This window comes from Marinobacter sp. PE14 (assembly GCF_053566155.1).
Map to the genome: position 1 here is coordinate 911,436 of NZ_JBQXNY010000001.1, position 15,911 is coordinate 927,346.

Below are 15,911 nucleotides of genomic sequence, written 5' to 3' on the forward strand. Positions count from 1 at the left end.
CAATGAGGGTAACGCATGGCGTTTGATGCTGATGAAGAGATTTTGCAGGACTTCCTGGTAGAAGCCGGCGAGATCCTCGAAAAGCTGTCAGAGCAGTTGGTAGATCTTGAGCAACATCCTGACGACAGTGATCTGCTCAACGCCATCTTCCGTGGTTTCCATACCGTGAAAGGCGGTGCCGGCTTCCTTCAGCTTGAAGCCCTGGTGAACTGCTGCCATTCCGCCGAGAACGTCTTCGACATCCTGCGTAACCACAAGCGCAAGGTGGACTCCGAACTGATGGACGTGGTTCTCGAAGCCCTCGACCACGTCAATGCCATGTTTGAGCAGGTCCGCAATCATGAGGAGCTGACGCCGGCCCCGGACGAACTGATTGCCCGTCTGGACGCCCTGGCCCAGCCGGAAGGCGAGGGGGCACCTGCCGCTGCCGCTCAGCCTGAGCAGGAAGAGAGCGAACCGGCAGAAGACGGTGGCGACATCACCGACGACGAATTCGAGCAGCTTCTGGACGCATTGCAGGACGAAAAATCGGAGGAGGCTCCCTCGGCTTCAGGCGCCGGGTCGGCCGGCGGTGAACAGGAAAGTTCTGGGGACGACGAAATTAGCGACGACGAATTCGAGGCGCTGCTGGATCAGTTGCACGGAAAAGGGCAGTTTGCGGGTGCGCCAGCTGGCGAGGAAGAGGCCGTCAGCAAAGAAGACAAGCCGGCTGCCAAGGCGGAAGGCAGTGGCAGCGATGACCTGATCACCGACGACGAATTCGAGAAACTGCTGGACGATCTTCACGGCAAGGGCGGAAGTCCGACTGCGGGGGGTGAGCCTTCAGCCCCTGAAAAGCCCTCAGTGCCGAAAAAGCCTGCAGCTCCCAAACCGCCTGAATCTCCGAAAGAGCCGGCTACGCCGAAAGCAACCACGCCACAGCCCGAGAAGTCGAAGCCGGCCGAGAAGCCGGAAGCCAAAGGCGCGGCCGCACCGGCGATGCCTGCCCGCGAGCACGCTCCGGCAGCGGAAACGACGGTTCGTGTCGACACCAAGCGACTCGACGACATCATGAATATGGTGGGTGAGCTGGTGCTGGTGCGTAACCGCTTGCAGCGTCTGGGTGCCGAAAGCGAAGATGAACACATGCACAAGGCGGTATCCAATCTGGATGTGGTTACGACCGATCTTCAGTCCGCCGTCATGCAGACCCGCATGCAGCCGATCAAAAAGGTGTTCGGCCGGTTCCCCCGCGTTGTGCGCGATCTTGCCAGAAACCTCAAAAAAGAGGTGAACCTGGTGATGCATGGCGAGGAAACCGATCTCGACAAGAACCTGGTTGAAGCACTGTCTGATCCGCTGGTTCACCTGGTGCGGAATTCGGTGGACCACGGGATCGAAGCTCCCGACGTCCGCGAGAAAGCCGGGAAGCCCCGCCAGGGCATTGTTACCCTGTCTGCCGAGCAGGAGGGAGATCATATTCTGTTGTTCATCGAGGATGACGGGGCTGGCATGGATCCGGAGGTCCTGCGCCGCAAAGCCGTCGAAAAGGGTATCTACGACCAGGACGCCGCGGACCGGCTGACCAATTCGGAGTGCTACAACCTGATTTTTGCCGCCGGCTTTTCCACCAAGGAGCAGATTTCCGATGTCTCCGGTCGTGGCGTCGGCATGGATGTGGTGAAAACCAAGATTGGCCAGCTCAATGGTCAGTTGAGTATCGAATCCGAACTGGGCAAGGGCTCTCGCATTGTCATCAAGGTTCCGCTGACGCTCGCCATCATGCCCACCCTGATGATCATGCTGGGCGATCAATCCTTCGCACTGCCGCTGGTAAACGTGGTCGAGATTTTCCATCTGGATCTGACCAAGACCAACATCGTCGATGGGCGCGAATGCATTGTGGTCAGGGATAAAGTCTTCCCGCTATTCCACATCAAGCGCTGGCTGGTTCGTGGCGGCACTGCCCAGGAGGTGCGCGATAACGCCCATGTTGTCATTGTTGCCATGGGTACCAAGCAGGTCGGGTTCGTGGTCGACCAGCTGGTTGGTCAGGAAGAAGTGGTTATCAAGCCCCTCGGTCGAGCGCTCCAGGGTACGCCGGGCATGGCCGGTGCCACCATCACTGGTGATGGCCGGATTGCACTGATTATTGATGTTCCAAGCCTGTTGCAACATTACGGCTGAGCCGGACCTTGCGGCGATTTTTGCCAGAGAAGGCCGAAGAACGATGGATTGGGTAGGAGAAGTGGATGACAGTTTCTGTCCTGGTCGTTGACGATTCAGGGTTTTTTCGCAAACGGCTGACGGAAATCCTGACCAGCTCCGGCCAGATCAAAGTGGTGGGTGCTGCGACCAACGGTCGGGAAGGCGTTGAGCTGGCCGAGAAACTGCGTCCCGACGTAATCACCATGGATTATGAGATGCCGGTCATGGATGGCATCTCCGCCGTGCGCGAAATCATGCGCAAACATCCGATACCGGTGCTCATGTTCTCATCGCTCACCTATGAGGGCGCCCGGGTAACACTGGATGCGCTCGAGGCTGGCGCCGTTGATTTTCTGCCCAAGAATTTCGAAGAAATTGCCCGGGACAACAGTCAGCTGCAGAAAATCCTGATTGAGCGGATTTTGGATGTGGCCGGCAGTCGCCCCGGTAACCGTGCTCCTGCGCCTTCCCGCGCGGAACCGTCAGCTCCGGCCTCCCGGGCGCCGGTTCCTGCAGGGCGCCCGCGTCCGGAACCAGCACCGCGTCAGCGTCCTGATACCCGAGCGCCGGCAGCGCCCGCAAGTGCTCCGGGCGAAGCGGAGGCTCCCAGGCGCCATGGCCGCCGTGGGCCGGCCAAGCATTACGCCGTTGTTGGTATCGGAACCTCAACCGGCGGCCCGGTTGCCCTGCAGCGGGTACTGACGGTGTTGCCCGCGACCTTTCCGGCACCGATTGTTCTGGTGCAACATATGCCAGCGAGCTTTACGCCGGCCTTCGCCGAACGCCTCAACAAACTCTGCCGGATTGAAGTCCGGCAGGCTGAGGATGGTGATGTGTTGCGGCCCGGTCTGGCTTTGCTGGCGCCCGGTGGCAAACAGATGATGGTCGAGAATCGGGGCGGACAGGCCAGGATCCGTATCCTGCCCGGAGACGAGCGGCTCAACTACAAACCCTGCGTGGACGTTACCTTCGGTTCCCTTGCCCGGAGCTTTCCGGGCAAGACCCTGGGTGTCATCCTTACCGGCATGGGCTCGGACGGCAAAGAAGGCTGTCGGATGATGAAGCAGAGCGGGTCGGATATATGGTCCCAGGATGAAAAATCGTCTGTGATCTACGGCATGCCGATGGCAGTTGCCAAGGCAGGTCTGACGGATGACGTATTGTCCCTGGACGAGATCGGGCCACGCCTCGCCGAAGGTGTCTGCTGATGGATATACTGAGCCTGCTCGGGGTCATACTGGCCTTTGCCGCGATTCTTGGCGGTAACCTGCTGGAGGGCGGAGCGGTTAGCTCACTGTTCAATGGGCCGGCAGCCATCATCGTCATCGGTGGCACTTTGGCAGCGACCATCCTGCAGACGTCCTGGCCCATGCTCAAACGGGCCTTTACTCAGGTACGCTGGGTCTTTTTCCCGCCGTTTATCAACCTTGAAGACGGCATCGGCAAGGTCATTGACTGGAGCGTCAAAGCCCGGAAGCAGGGCTTGCTGGGCCTTGAGGGGCTTGCCGAGCGGGAGCCGGAGCCCTTTGCCCGCAAGGGTTTGCAGTTGCTGGTCGACGGTGCCGAAACCGAGACCATCAGGGGCATCATGGAAGTCGACCTGGAATCCCGTGAGCAGAGGGATCTGGAGTCGGCCAAGGTGTTCGAGGCCATGGGTGGTTACTCGCCAACCATCGGCATCATCGGGGCTGTCATGGGCCTTATCCAGGTAATGACCAATCTCGAGGATCCCCAGTCCCTGGGTAGCGGGATCGCAACCGCCTTTGTAGCGACCATCTACGGTGTGGCGCTCGCCAACCTTCTGTTCTTCCCGGTTGCCAACAAGATGCGCGGCATCGTGCGGGAGCGCACCCGCTATGAGGACATGATGATCGATGGTCTGATTGCCATCGCCGAGGGTGAAAACCCGAAATCCATCGAATTGCGACTGCGGGGCTTCCTGCAGTAAGTATGCGCAGGCCAACTTATGCGGCGCCGTAGGCAACCCCAGGACGATCTGCACAACAAGGAGCGGTGGCTGATTTCCTACGCGGATTTCATCACCCTGCTGTTCGCCTTTTTTGTCGTGATGTACTCGGTATCGTCCGTTAACGAAGGCAAATACAAAGTCCTTTCTGAAACCCTGACCGGTGTGTTCAATGCGCCCCAGCGCTCCTTCCAGCCGATCGAGATTGGCGACCAGCCCCAGAGATCACTGAATGCGCCTGCCGAGAACGTTATCCCGCCGGCTGTAACCGAAGCGCCCCGAAATCCGGAGATGGATGCTCAGGCGCGGACCGAAGCGCTGCGAGCCATGGCTGACCAGCTGTCGATGGAGTTTGATGAGCTGATTAACCAGGGCGTGGTATCGCTTGAGACCAGCGACCAGTGGCTGGAGCTGAATCTGCCCAACAGTCTGTTGTTTGGCAGCGGCGATGCCGAGCCCCACTACGATGCGTTCGAGGTAGTCGATAAAATCGCAACGGTTCTGAACAACCGGGACAACGCCGTCAAAGTTGAAGGCTTCACCGATAATCAGCCGATCAGTACCTCCCGTTTTCCGTCAAACTGGGAATTGTCAGCCGCCCGGGCGGCTGCCATGGTCAGGATGCTGGTGATGGAGGGCATCGAGCCGGAACGTCTGGCGGCCGTCGGCTATGGCCAGTATCAGCCGGTTGCCCGGAATGACACCGAAGAAGGGCGCCGCAGAAACCGCCGGGTGGTGTTGCTGATTTCCCGTGACGCCAGTATTCGCGGTGCCATGCGCTGACCCGATCGTCGGCAGATGCGTATAGAGCCATTGGCATGGTTCCTGTATTACTCCCCGTTAACAAAAGGCGCCGGCAACAGCTTGCCGAATTTTCCGAGGACTGGTTCAAGTTGCCCGGGGAATGGCCGATAAACGGGACTGTGGCAAAGGTTAATTGCCGGCCACACCGATGTATTCTCTGGAGAATCAAAGCGTGCGAATCTGGGCAGTAGCCAATCAAAAAGGTGGTGTCGGTAAAACCACGAGTGTGGTCGCCCTGGGCGGCTTGCTTGCCGAACGCGGTAAGCGTGTTCTCGTTGTGGATCTGGACCCTCATGGCTCGCTCACCAGCTGGTTCGGGTACGATCCGGACACTATCGCGCACAGTGTTTTCGACCTGTTCCAGCACCAGGGCAAGGTTCCGGAAGGGCTACCTGCCCAACTGATTACGGAGACCAGCTGTAAGGGCCTGTCCCTTTTGCCGGCGAGTGCCGCCCTGGCCACCCTTGAGCGGCGAATGATCGGCGTGGAGGGAATGGGGCTGATCATTTCCCGGGCCCTGACTCAGCTCTGGGACGACTTTGATTATGTCCTGCTGGACAATACTCCCTCTCTGGGGGTTCTGATGGTCAACGCCCTCGCAGCGGCGCAGCATCTGATCATTCCCGTGCAAACCGAATTTCTGGCCATCAAGGGCCTGGAGCGCATGCTCCATACCCTGAAGATGATCATGCGTTCCCAGAAAAACGAACTTTCTTACACCATTGTGCCCACCTTGTATGACCGTCGGACTCAGGCATCGGTGAAGAGCCTGAACCTGTTGCGGAAGACTTACCGCGAGTCCCTCTGGCAGTTTGCGATTCCGGTGGACACCAAGTTCCGGGATGCCAGTCAGGGTGGAATAACGCCGTCCGCGCTGGATGCCGAAACCCACGGTGTCCGCGCCTACAGTCATCTGCTGGATGATCTCATGGCCCGGGTCGGCAGGGTGAAGGAGCGTCAGCATGGCTGACGATAAATTGACACGGCTGGCAGATCCGGAAACCGCCATTGCCAGTTATCTCGACGAATTGCTGCATACGGCCACTGATACGGCGCTCCGGGAGGAAATCGAAGCGCCGGAACCGGTGAAACCTGCACCTCCGGAACCGCGGGTGGTAGCGCGCACGAAACCGGCTCCTGTGCCAACCGTCGAAAAACCGGCGGCAAGACCTGAACCGCCCAAACGGGTCCGGGAAACGCCTGCGGAACCAGTGCGGCCAGTGGTGCGACAGTCGCCGGAAGCGCCGGTGCCGAAGGCAAGGATTGAAGCTCAGCCTGCGCCCGAGCCGGCCGCGCCGCCGTCCCGTCCGGAGTGGTCAGAACAGCCCTTTGAGTGCCTCATTTTTACGGTGGCCGGTCTGCAGCTGGCGGTGCCTCTGATTCTGCTCGGAGCCATTCACCGCATTGAAGAAGAGATTCGGCCCATCCCGGGAAGTCCACGCTGGTACATGGGGATCCGCCCGGACCGGGATCAGAACCTGAGGGTGGTGGATACCGCCGAATGGATCATGGCAGGGCGGGTGCCGCCCGATGCCCGGGACAACTATCGGTTCGTGATCCGGCTGGATAACAGCGACTGGGGACTGGCCTGCGATGACGTCGCCCAGTCCTTCACCCTCCGGCCGGACGAAGTGCGTTGGCGCACAGCCCGCAGCAAGCGTCCGTGGCTGGCCGGCACGGTGATTGACCACATGTGCGCGCTGATTGATGTGCGCACCATGGCAGACTTGCTGGTGAGGGCGGAAAGAGAGCACCATCTGGATCTGAGCTGACGCAAACAATGGTTACTGAATGAAACCGAGCCGTGCTGGCACGGTTTGTGCCCTTAACTATAGTATTGGGCACTGATGATATTTTTTTGACGATCAGGTTGCCCGCCGGGCAGCCCAAGAGGAGAAACATCGCTATGGCATCCCCGAGCGGACAAACCAATCAGGCCCAGGACGATCAGGTACTGCAGTACGTTACCTTCCGGCTGGATGATGAGACCTACGGTCTGAACGTTATGCAGATTCAGGAGGTGCTGAGATACACGGAGATTGCTCCGGTACCGGGGGCCCCGGATTATGTGCTTGGTATCATCAACCTCCGGGGTAACGTGGTTACCGTTATCGACACCCGCCGGCGCTTTGGCCTGGCGGATGCGGAAGTAACCGATGCCACCCGGATTGTGGTTATGGAATCTGCCAACCAGGTAATGGGCATTCTGGTGGATTCCGTCGCCGAGGTGGTGTATCTGAAAGCCAGCGAAATTGAGACTGCACCGAACGTGGGTAACGAGGAAAGTGCCAAGTTTATCCAGGGCGTGTGCAACAAGGATGGCGAACTGATCATTCTGGTTGAGTTCGACAAGATGCTGTCAGACCACGAGTGGGCTGAAATCGCGGCACTGTGATCCGGGGCAACCCGCTGCAGGCCTCAAGATGGATGCCTTCCGTGGCAATTAACGGGAGACATCCGTCATGTTTGCAGAAATTCCTTCATACCTCCCCTGGGCGCTGACCGTTGCCGCCTTGTCCCTGGTTTTCGTCCAGGGTCTGGTTCTCGGTCGCCAGGTGCGCAGCCTGAGAGCAACGCTGAAAGAGCGCTGTGATACCCTTGGCCGGGAACTGCATGCCACCACCAGTGGCAGCATGGGGGTGGGGCAGCGGCTGGTCAGCTGTGAGCGTCAGCTGCACGAACTGAGGACCACGCTCGATGAAATGCGCCAGAACGATCCGCTGCGAATCTCTTACGATGAAGCGTCTCGACTGGTTGATCTCGGCGCCGATATCGACGATCTTATGAACACGTGCGGAATTTCCCGTCCCGAGGCCGAGCTGGTGTCAGCACTCAGAAAACGTCAGGCGGCCTGATACCATGCCGTTACGGACGTTGTTGAATGAAGAGAGTCTATCCGAGGGCCCTTGAGGCCCTTCGATCTGTATCCCGCCATGATTTTGTCTCCGGTTCCGACCTGGTTGCCTCTATAACCGGCCACTCCATTCCCCGCGAAGAAACCGTTAGCCACATTCTCTCTCTGCTTCCGGAAATAGAACCGGATCAGATGGTGATGCACGTGGGCGGTGGCTCCGGCTATTTTGCCGCTGTGCTGTCAGGGCTGGCCCATCGGGTCCTGTACGTGGAGCGGAATGCCGTTGTCGCCGAGGCTGCCAGAGAGCGGTTTGTCCGTCTGGGTATGCACAATGTGGATGTCGTTGTTGCCAGTGCGGAAGGGGCGCCCGAGCCTGATCCACTCTGTGATCTCGTGCTGTGCACCTCGTTTATCAGGGACCAGAGTGCTCTGGCGCACCTGGTTCGTGAGGGTGGCCACCTGGTCTGTCTTGAGGGGCGGGCGGGACCCGTTCCGAGTCTGGCCATGTTCGAAAAACAAGGTGCCAAGCTCAAGCGGGTGCGCACCCTGGGCTGGGTCGATTTCAACCGTAACGTCGAGCAGATTCTCATTGATCAGGGCCTCGTGGACGAAGCGATCCTGTCCGAGGCAAAGGCGGAGGCAGCGAAGCAGAATTGCCGGCTGCTGGATGTGCTCCGGCGTAAACTGAATCTTGAAGAGATTGACCTCTACCGTTCTCTTGCCCGCCAGCGGGGCATGACCTTCACCGACGCGGACGAGCTTTTGCCAGATCTCCATCCGGCGCTGTTCCGGCGATTTTCCCGAACGTTTCTGGATCTCTCACGACTTATACCCATCGCCGAGGAAGATGGCCGAATCACGGTTGTGACCGACGATCCAGATGCGCGCACCGATCAGCTCGAGCGGTTGAGTCCTAACCAGGTGGTTGACTGCCTGCTGGTTACACCGACAGACTTTCGCCGACTCTGGTCAGCTCTTGATCTGACGGCTAAAGGGCGCCGCTTTGCAGCAGATCTGGAACCAACCCCGGACCAGGCGTCGGACCCGGCTGGCAGCAAGGACCAGCTTCTCGGAAAGGATCCGAAAAACAAGCACGTCAGCCCCTACCTGGTGTCTGTCTACGAAGCCATTCTGATGGACGCTGTGAGCGAAAAAGCCAGCGACATCCATATAGAACAGTACGGTGACCGGATTCGCATTCGCCTTCGGGTGGATGGCGATCTCCATGATCTGCCCCAGTATCAGTTGTCGGCCCGGGAGATGAAAGGGGTGATTAACGTCATCAAGCTGCGGGCAGAGCTGAACATCGCCGAGCACCGGCTGCCCCAGGGTGGGCGGTCCCGGCTGCAGCTCGGCGATATGGCCTACGATCTGCGGATCCAGACCCAGCCTTCGCTCCATGGCGAACATGCCGTTATACGTCTGCTGCCGCAGACCGGCCGCGCCATGACCATTGCCGAACTTGGCATGTCATCCATGATCGGTGCCCGTTACCAGCGCTTGCTGGATAACCCGGCCGGACTGGTGCTGGTGGTCGGTCCGACCGGGTCAGGCAAGTCCACCACGCTGTATGCGGGGCTGCAGACCCTTGCCGATGATGGCCGCCGGAAAGTTATCACGGTGGAAGACCCCATCGAGTACTCCATCGACAACATTCAACAAACCCGGGTCAGATCAGAAATTGGCTTCGGTTTCGCCGATGCCATGAGGGCGTTTGTCCGGGAAGATCCGGATGTGATTCTGGTGGGCGAGATCCGCGACCAGGAAACCGCTCTGGAAGCGATAAGGGCCTCTCAGACCGGCCACGTGGTTCTGTCCACGCTGCACTGCAACGACGCGGTGGATTCACTGCAGCGCCTGTATGATCTGGGTATCCACCCGAATTCCATTGCCGGTGAGCTGCTGGCTGTCATCGCCCAGCGGCTGGCCAAGCGCATCTGTAAGCATTGTAGCCAGCCTGCAGAGCCAGACCCGGTGATTCTGTCCGAGGTGTTTCCCGACGGCCCGCCCGCGGATTTCCGGTGTTTTCAGGGCGCCGGTTGCGATAAGTGCAACGGCCGTGGCACCCAGGGGCGAGTGGCGATCGTCGAGTATATGGAGGTTGATTCGGACATCCGGAATGCCATTTCCAGCCAACCGCCCATCGGTGAGCTTCGCTGGCGCGCTCTCGATGCCGGACTGGTGACCATGCGGGACAGTGCCCTGGACCATGTGATTGAAGGCATAATTCCACTGTCCGAACTGCCCCGTATTCTCCCGAGAGAGCGCATGGCACCGGAAATTCGCGGCGGCCGCAGGAGTCAGGAATGAGCAACAAGCAATCGGTTACAAAGGCAGCCCAGCGGGAACCGGTAGAAGTGGTCTATGCCGCTGAGCTGGACAAACTGATAGGGATGGATCATGGCCCTGTGCCACCCGGCTGGCAGATGTCGCCGCGGGCGGTGGAAAAGTTCGTTATGGGGGATGAGAAGCTCGGCATTGAACGGAAGTTCGTTGCCGACCGGGCCATGGTAGTCCGGATCATCATTTCCCTGTGCACCAGTCGCGGCTGCCTTCTGGTCGGCGAGCCGGGTACCGCCAAATCCTGGTTGTCGGAATTGCTGGCTGCCGCCATTTCGGGAAGCTCCACGTTAACCTTGCAGGGCGGGGCGGTGAGCAGCGTCGGGCAACTGTTGTACAGCTGGAACGAGGCAGTTCTGCACACCGAGGGCCCCTGTCTGAAAGCGCTGGTACCTAGCCCGTTGCTGCGGGGCATGATGGAGGGGCGAATGGTGCGGTTTGAAGAGATCGCCCGCTGTCCACAGGCGCTCCAGGATGCGCTGCTCTCGGTTTTGTCCGACAGGGTTGTGGTGATTCCCGAGCTGGCGGGCGACGACGGTGTGGTGCTTGCACGGGAAGGCTTCAACGTCATCGCCACGTCCAACAGTATCGATGAGGGCGTGCACCGGATGAGCGCCGCCCTGAAACGGCGCATGGACTTCGAGGAAATCCGCCCGATCCGCAATCTGGCCGACGAGATGGATGTGGTTCTCCGGGAGGTTGGCAGGGCCAACAGCCGGGCCGGGATTGAGGTGGCCCTTGAAGAATCGGTCATCGAGATACTGGTGACCATGTTCCATGAGCTGCGCAATGGTCAGACCCTTGATGGACGCAGTACCGACCGTCTCGCAGGTTCGGCGCTGTCGACGGCGGAAGCGGTTTCTGTGGCCCACGCAGCCAGCCTGAACGCCTGGTATTACGGCGGGGGCAGTATCACGGTGGAGCAGCTAATGCACCACATCATCGGTTCAGCCCTCAAGGACCAGCCCGAGGACCGGCGCCGGCTGCGTCATTACTTTGAAACCACCGTGGCGCCCAGGCGTGGTGATAACTGGCAGCAGGCCTGGGCGCTGCGCTCACTGATTCACTGAGCCATCCGGTGGCGTCCCCGGTTTCCGATCTTCGGGAGCCAGCCCCCGGATGTGGAAGGCAAACGCCAGGATTTCGGCAATCACCCGGTACAGCGACTCGGGAATTTCTTCGTTGAGTGACAGGCGCGCCAGAATGCTGGCCAGCTCCGCATTTTCATAGAGGGGAACGTTGTGCTCCCGGGCGATGCGGATGATCTCTTCCGCCAGCTCATGGGTGCCGGTGGCGCTGATGGTTGGCGCTTTCTCGCCATCGTACTTGAGCGCAACGGCGGCTCTGCTTTGCTGCTCTGTCTCTGAGGTCATGCCCGGGTATCCACCAGTCTGTGTTCGAGTCGGGTAACACTGCTCTGGGGAGTGCCACGGCGGCAGTCCAGATCAGTGACTTCCAGGCCCAGATCGCTCAGGCTTTGCCGCAATGCGGGAAGCTCCTGGTTCACCTGGCGCAGGGTTGACTGCTTTTCGGCCCAGACCCTTGCGCTGACCGCCTGTTGGCGGAGGGAAACATCGAAGTGCAGGGGGCCCGCCTCATCCAGGTCCATGGTCAGTGACAGCCGCCATTCGGCCGTGGTGGTTTTCGCGGACCTGGTTTCTGACTCTCTGTCTTCGGGATACTGTTCGATCCGGACCTGAGCCAGTCTCGGTTCGTTCTGGGGGGTCAGCCAAGGCAGATCAAGTACCAGGGTAGACGCGGGCGCCGGGCCCGGAGCCTCGCCACCACCCCTTGCCGTGAGTACCTGACTGTGCAACTGATTGACGGTGATCCGGTTGAGCATCCCAGCCAGCAGGCGAAGCATTTGCCCCACGGTGGGCGCGTCACCGCTGCCAGGGGGTTGGGGTGTTGCCAGGGGTTGGGGAAATTGCAGTGGCGCCTGCATCAGCTCCGGCGTTGAAATCGGCGTCAGCCGGTTGAACTGTTCCGGAGTGCTTCCCTGTTGGGCAAGCAATGCGGTGATCACCCTGCCCAGCGCCAGCTTGAGATCGGGTAGCTGGGAAGACGGTGTCTGGGCCAGGCGTGACTCGGCGAACAGGCCGCTTTCCGATAGCCATTGGCGGACCTGCTGAGGTGTTGCGTCCTGGCCGCCTGAACCGGGGGTCAGGCTGGTTCCCGAAGGCAGTCTCGACACCAATTGTTCAATGGCCTGCCTGGCGGCTTCCGGAAGTGGTTGAGGACTTCGCGATGACGGCAGTTGCCCCGGTAGTGGTTCCTGACGCAAGCCTTGTGTCAGTGTGCCCAGTAGTCTGGTCAGGCCGCCGTCCAGAGTTTGCTGCCAGGGAAGACGTTGGGCCAGGGCACGGGCAATCCCGGCCTCGGGTGCAGGCGCCAGTTTACCCATCAGCTGCAGTTCATTGCCGGCACGCATCACTTTTACCCAGTCACCGGGCCCCAGTTCGGTCTTGCCGACAGTGGCCTGTACAAGAAGCGATTTGCCCCGGATGTCCAGCAAAAGATCCGCGTTGTTGCCGCCCTGGCGGTTGATGATCTCCGCGACCCGGGCCAGGGTGGTTTCCCTGTTGGCCAACTGCATCTGGTCGAGCAGCTGCCGGGCTGAGGCGGCCACAGGCTCTCGGGCCGCTTCGGTTGTGACCGCGGGCCGGGAAGTCTGCGTTGCAGGCTGGGCAGGAGGTGTCGGTGGCTGCTGTCCGCTGGGTAGTTTCATCGTCACTGATTTGATGTTGGACAAGAGTAATCCGCCGGCGCTTTCGTTATAATACGCCGCGCCGGCAGGTCACGAGCGAACAATGTTCATGGCCGCCGCTGTCACGAATGCACCCGATGCCGTCTTCACGCGCATCGTCCTGGTTACGGGGCCCTGATGTCTGAGCCGTTATTACAGGCTGTCGATCTGCAGTGCGAACGGGATGAACGTATCCTGTTCCGTGACCTGTCGTTCTCCATACTGCCCGGTACGGTCACCCGTGTCGAGGGCCCGAACGGCACCGGCAAGACCACTCTTCTGCGGATGCTGGCCGGTCTGAATGATGCCTGGTCCGGCAACCTGCTCTGGTGTGGCAAGCCCAGGTCCGGGCAGCGTGAAGAATTCCTCCGTAATACCCTGTATCTTGGCCACCGGCCGGGCATCAAACCGTTGCTGACGCCCCTGGAAAATCTCCGGGCACTGACCGCAGGTCGTCGGCCGCTGCCGGATCCGGTTCTGCGCGAGGCGCTTGACGGTACAGGGTTGACCGGTTTTCAGGATGTTCCCTGCCGGAATCTCTCCGCAGGTCAGCAAAGACGGGTGGCCCTGGCACGCCTGTTGATCGCCGATGAGCCGCTCTGGCTGCTGGATGAGGTCTTTACGGCCATTGATTCGGGCGGTGTCAGCGCCATTGAGGAACTGCTTCAACAGCGAGCCCAGGAGGGAGGTGCGGTGGTCGTAACAACCCACCACGACCTCAATTTACCCGGTATGAAGCGTATTGTTCTGGGTGGAGGTGCGATCAATGAATGCTGATTGCCGGCCGGCGCTGAGTTTGCAGAAGGACGCCGTCGGAGTGCTGGCGGCGATGCAGGCTGTGTTCGCCCGGGATATGAAGGTGGCCTTCCGGCAGCGGCAGGATCTGCTCAATCCGCTCTTGTTCTTTGTCATGGTCGTAACCCTTTTTCCTCTGGGGGTTAGCCCGGAAGTGTCATTCCTGCGGGAGGCCGGAGCCGGTATCCTCTGGGTGGCGGCTTTGCTGTCGGTGTTGTTGTCACTGGACCATCTGTTTCGCCATGATTTTGATGACGGCACGCTCGAGCAACTGGTGCTTCAGCCCCAGCCCCTTTTTCTGCTGGTATTGGCAAAAACGGCGGCGCACTGGGTATTAACAGGCTTGCCGCTGGTGGTACTGACGCCGGTTTTGGGCGTAATGGTTCATCTTGACGGGAACTCCATCGGAGTTTTGTGTCTAACGCTGCTGATCGGTACACCGGTGTTGAGCCTGATCGGGTCAATTGGCGCGGCACTGACACTTGGATTACGGTCAGCGGGCGTACTCTTGTCCCTGCTGATCATTCCGCTGTACATTCCCGTCCTGATCTTTGGGACGGGCACGGTGGCTTCGGCTGCGGAGGGCGCGCCTGTGGGTGCGTATGTCGCCTTGATGGGGGCATTCCTGGTGCTGGCACTGACTCTGGCGCCCTTCGCATCGGCAGCGGCGCTGCGTATCAGCCTGTCTAACGGGTAAATCAAGGTAACGGTAGAACGGTGACCATCTGATGTGGCAAATTTTTCACAAGCTGGGTTCTCCCAAATGGTTCTTCGGGATTGCGGCCCGGCTGATGCCCTGGCTCCTGGTAGGCGGCATCCTGCTGTTAATGGCGGGCATTGTATGGGGGCTGGCCTTTGCGCCGAAAGATTACCTTCAGGGTAATAGCTACCGCATTATTTTTATTCACGTGCCCACGGCCTTTCTCGCCCAGTCGGTATACGTAATGATGGCTGTGGCAGGTGTTGTCACTCTGGTCTGGCGCATGAAACTGGCTGATGTGTTCGTGAAGTCGGTTGCGCCAGTTGGCCTGGTACTCACCTTTCTTTCCCTGTTTACCGGCGCCGTCTGGGGTAAGCCTACCTGGGGAACCTGGTGGGTGTGGGATGCGCGTCTGACGTCAATGCTGATCCTGCTGTTCCTGTATGGCGGCGTAATTGCCCTGGACAGGGCGATCAATGATGAAAAGTCTGCGGCACGGGCGGTAGCGGTGCTTGTGCTGGTCGGGGTGGTAAATATACCGATTATCCAGTACTCCGTTGAATGGTGGAATACGCTACACCAGCCGTCGACGTTCAAACTGACGGAGAAGCCGTCCATGCCGGCAGAAATGTGGGTGCCGTTGCTCCTGTCCGTGCTGGGGCTTTATCTGCTGTTTGGCTGGCTTGCCTGTCTGCGTATGCAGACAGAGATTCTGTTACGCGAACAGAGAACGCGCTGGGTTAAAGATTACGTGTTGGCCGGGAGGGTCTGAAGTATGGCGTTTGATTCCTTTTCGGCATTTATTGTGATGGAAGGCCACGGGCCCTATGTGTGGTCCTGTTATGCTGCGTTTTTCCTGCTGATGATTGGCCTGATGGTCTGGTCCCTGCGCCGTCGAAAAGCGGCCATTGAGGCCTGCCGTCGGGGTTACGAGTTCCAGGCCGGGCGGAAGGACCAGCAGGCTGCATCGGCTTCGGCAGCATCCTTCACCCGCGTCAAGGTTTCCCAAGACTGAAAGGCAGATAGCTGATGCATCCAATCCGAAAAAAGCGACTGACAATCGTCCTGTTCCTCCTGGTGGGACTGGGCATTGCTGTGGGTCTTACGACCTACGCGTTGCGCCAGAACATCAATCTGTTCTACGACCCCACCCAGATTTCCGCAGGCGAGGCGCCGGTGGATGTGAGAATCCGCGCCGGTGGCATGGTCGAGGAGGGATCGGTCCTCCGTGATCCGGACAGCCTGATGGTTGAGTTCAAGGTGACCGACTTCAACGCGTCCGTGCCGATCCAGTACACCGGTATTCTTCCGGACCTGTTTGCCGAAGGGCAGGGTGTGGTCGCCATGGGCAGACTGGACAGTAACGGTCGGTTTGTGGCCGATCAGGTCCTGGCCAAGCACGACGAAAACTATATGCCGCCGGAAGTTGCGGATGCGCTGGAGAAGGCCGCGAAGGGCCAGCAAAAAGCCAGTGGCAGCGCGGAAACCGTATCCTACTAACCGTTTTATCTAACAGCCT

17 protein-coding genes are annotated in these 15,911 nt (G+C 59.7%); 15 read left to right on the forward strand and 2 right to left on the reverse strand.

The features are described 5' to 3' along the window. The first annotated feature begins 15 nt into the window (after window positions 1-15). The 10 genes from ACWJ62_RS04365 to ACWJ62_RS04410 all read left to right on the forward strand — a co-directional run bounded on the left by ACWJ62_RS04365 (window position 16) and on the right by ACWJ62_RS04410 (window position 11,221). Window positions 16-2,166 carry a chemotaxis protein CheW gene (locus ACWJ62_RS04365; RefSeq protein ID WP_449285084.1) on the forward strand — a complete coding sequence of 717 codons (2,151 nt, stop codon included), beginning with the start codon at window positions 16-18 and terminating at the stop codon, window positions 2,164-2,166. Window positions 2,167-2,231: 65 nt separating this feature from the next. Next, window positions 2,232-3,395, forward strand: coding sequence for a protein-glutamate methylesterase/protein-glutamine glutaminase (locus tag ACWJ62_RS04370; protein ID WP_449285085.1), 1,164 nt, complete (start codon window positions 2,232-2,234; stop codon window positions 3,393-3,395). Next, entirely contained in the window at window positions 3,395-4,135 is a 741-nt protein-coding gene (locus ACWJ62_RS04375) for a flagellar motor protein (RefSeq protein ID WP_449285086.1), read from the forward strand. Before ACWJ62_RS04370 ends, ACWJ62_RS04375 begins: the two co-directional genes overlap by 1 nt. A gap of 18 nt (window positions 4,136-4,153) precedes the next feature. Next, the gene (gene motD / locus ACWJ62_RS04380; RefSeq protein WP_449285087.1) at window positions 4,154-4,936 is read left to right on the forward strand and encodes a flagellar motor protein MotD; all 783 of its coding nucleotides are present in this window, start codon (window positions 4,154-4,156) and stop codon (window positions 4,934-4,936) included. Between the two features lie 193 nt (window positions 4,937-5,129). After that, window positions 5,130-5,927: a ParA family protein gene (locus ACWJ62_RS04385; RefSeq protein ID WP_039881985.1), complete on the forward strand. Its 798-nt coding sequence runs from the start codon at window positions 5,130-5,132 to the stop codon at window positions 5,925-5,927. After that, window positions 5,920-6,729, forward strand: coding sequence for a chemotaxis protein CheW (locus tag ACWJ62_RS04390; RefSeq protein WP_449285088.1), 810 nt, complete (start codon window positions 5,920-5,922; stop codon window positions 6,727-6,729). The genes ACWJ62_RS04385 and ACWJ62_RS04390 overlap by 8 nt, the downstream gene beginning before the upstream one ends. A gap of 134 nt (window positions 6,730-6,863) precedes the next feature. Further along, entirely contained in the window at window positions 6,864-7,352 is a 489-nt protein-coding gene (locus ACWJ62_RS04395) for a chemotaxis protein CheW (RefSeq protein WP_008173094.1), read from the forward strand. Window positions 7,353-7,419: 67 nt separating this feature from the next. After that, a complete protein-coding gene (locus ACWJ62_RS04400) occupies window positions 7,420-7,812 on the forward strand; it encodes a DUF2802 domain-containing protein (RefSeq protein WP_053112462.1) in 393 nt (130 codons plus the stop codon). 26 nt (window positions 7,813-7,838) lie between these two features. Further along, window positions 7,839-10,121, forward strand: a complete 2,283-nt coding sequence (locus tag ACWJ62_RS04405; RefSeq protein ID WP_449285089.1) for an ATPase, T2SS/T4P/T4SS family — start codon at window positions 7,839-7,841, stop codon at window positions 10,119-10,121. Further along, window positions 10,118-11,221, forward strand: coding sequence for an ATP-binding protein (locus ACWJ62_RS04410; protein WP_449285090.1), 1,104 nt, complete (start codon window positions 10,118-10,120; stop codon window positions 11,219-11,221). The genes ACWJ62_RS04405 and ACWJ62_RS04410 overlap by 4 nt, the downstream gene beginning before the upstream one ends. On the opposite strand, the gene ACWJ62_RS04415 is transcribed toward ACWJ62_RS04410, so the two are convergent. After that, entirely contained in the window at window positions 11,207-11,524 is a 318-nt protein-coding gene (locus ACWJ62_RS04415; protein ID WP_449285091.1) for an EscU/YscU/HrcU family type III secretion system export apparatus switch protein, read from the reverse strand. The genes ACWJ62_RS04410 and ACWJ62_RS04415 overlap by 15 nt on opposite strands. After that, window positions 11,521-12,903, reverse strand: coding sequence for a flagellar hook-length control protein FliK (gene fliK / locus ACWJ62_RS04420; RefSeq protein ID WP_449285092.1), 1,383 nt, complete (start codon window positions 12,901-12,903; stop codon window positions 11,521-11,523). Before fliK ends, ACWJ62_RS04415 begins: the two co-directional genes overlap by 4 nt. Window positions 12,904-13,035: 132 nt before the next feature. Between fliK and ccmA the strand changes: the two genes are divergently transcribed. Genes ccmA through ccmE form a run of 5 tightly spaced genes read left to right on the forward strand, consistent with a single transcriptional unit; the run spans window position 13,036 to window position 15,892 of the window. After that, window positions 13,036-13,674, forward strand: coding sequence for a cytochrome c biogenesis heme-transporting ATPase CcmA (gene ccmA / locus ACWJ62_RS04425; protein WP_449285093.1), 639 nt, complete (start codon window positions 13,036-13,038; stop codon window positions 13,672-13,674). Beyond that, entirely contained in the window at window positions 13,664-14,389 is a 726-nt protein-coding gene (ccmB, locus tag ACWJ62_RS04430) for a heme exporter protein CcmB (protein ID WP_449285094.1), read from the forward strand. Before ccmA ends, ccmB begins: the two co-directional genes overlap by 11 nt. 31 nt (window positions 14,390-14,420) lie before the next feature. Continuing rightward, window positions 14,421-15,164 (forward strand): heme ABC transporter permease CcmC, encoded by a 744-nt coding sequence (gene ccmC, locus ACWJ62_RS04435; RefSeq protein WP_449285095.1) that lies wholly within the window; start codon window positions 14,421-14,423, stop codon window positions 15,162-15,164. 3 nt (window positions 15,165-15,167) lie between these two features. Beyond that, on the forward strand, window positions 15,168-15,407 hold the full coding sequence (ccmD, locus tag ACWJ62_RS04440) for a heme exporter protein CcmD (RefSeq protein ID WP_449285096.1): 240 nt from the start codon (window positions 15,168-15,170) through the stop codon (window positions 15,405-15,407). 14 nt (window positions 15,408-15,421) lie between these two features. After that, the gene (gene ccmE, locus ACWJ62_RS04445) at window positions 15,422-15,892 is read left to right on the forward strand and encodes a cytochrome c maturation protein CcmE (protein ID WP_014577598.1); all 471 of its coding nucleotides are present in this window, start codon (window positions 15,422-15,424) and stop codon (window positions 15,890-15,892) included. Window positions 15,893-15,911: the final 19 nt, after the last annotated feature.